Here is a 213-nt window from a genome sequence, read left to right on the forward strand (position 1 = left end):
GAAATCTCCGGATCAACGCTTACTTACAGCTCCCCGAAGCATATCGGTGTTTGTCCCGTCCTTCATCGGCTCCTAGTGCCAAGGCATCCACCGTGCGCCCTTTCTAACTTAACTAAACACACTTTGCATTGCTTGGCTTTATCGTTTAGCTCCAAACGAGAACCGTTTGTCGCTTTTCTTACTGCCTGTTATCTAGTTTTCAAGGAACAATCA

1 rRNA gene is annotated in these 213 nt (G+C 46.5%); it reads right to left on the reverse strand.

Features of this window, described 5'->3' with window-relative positions:
* Positions 1-114, reverse strand: a 23S ribosomal RNA gene (locus ETB99_RS14845); the annotation flags it as partial.
* Positions 115-213 lie beyond the last annotated feature (99 nt).

It is taken from the genome of Anoxybacillus sp. CHMUD (assembly GCF_013096965.1).
In the GTDB taxonomy this organism is placed as follows: Bacteria; Bacillota; Bacilli; order Bacillales; family Anoxybacillaceae; genus Anoxybacillus; species Anoxybacillus kestanbolensis_A.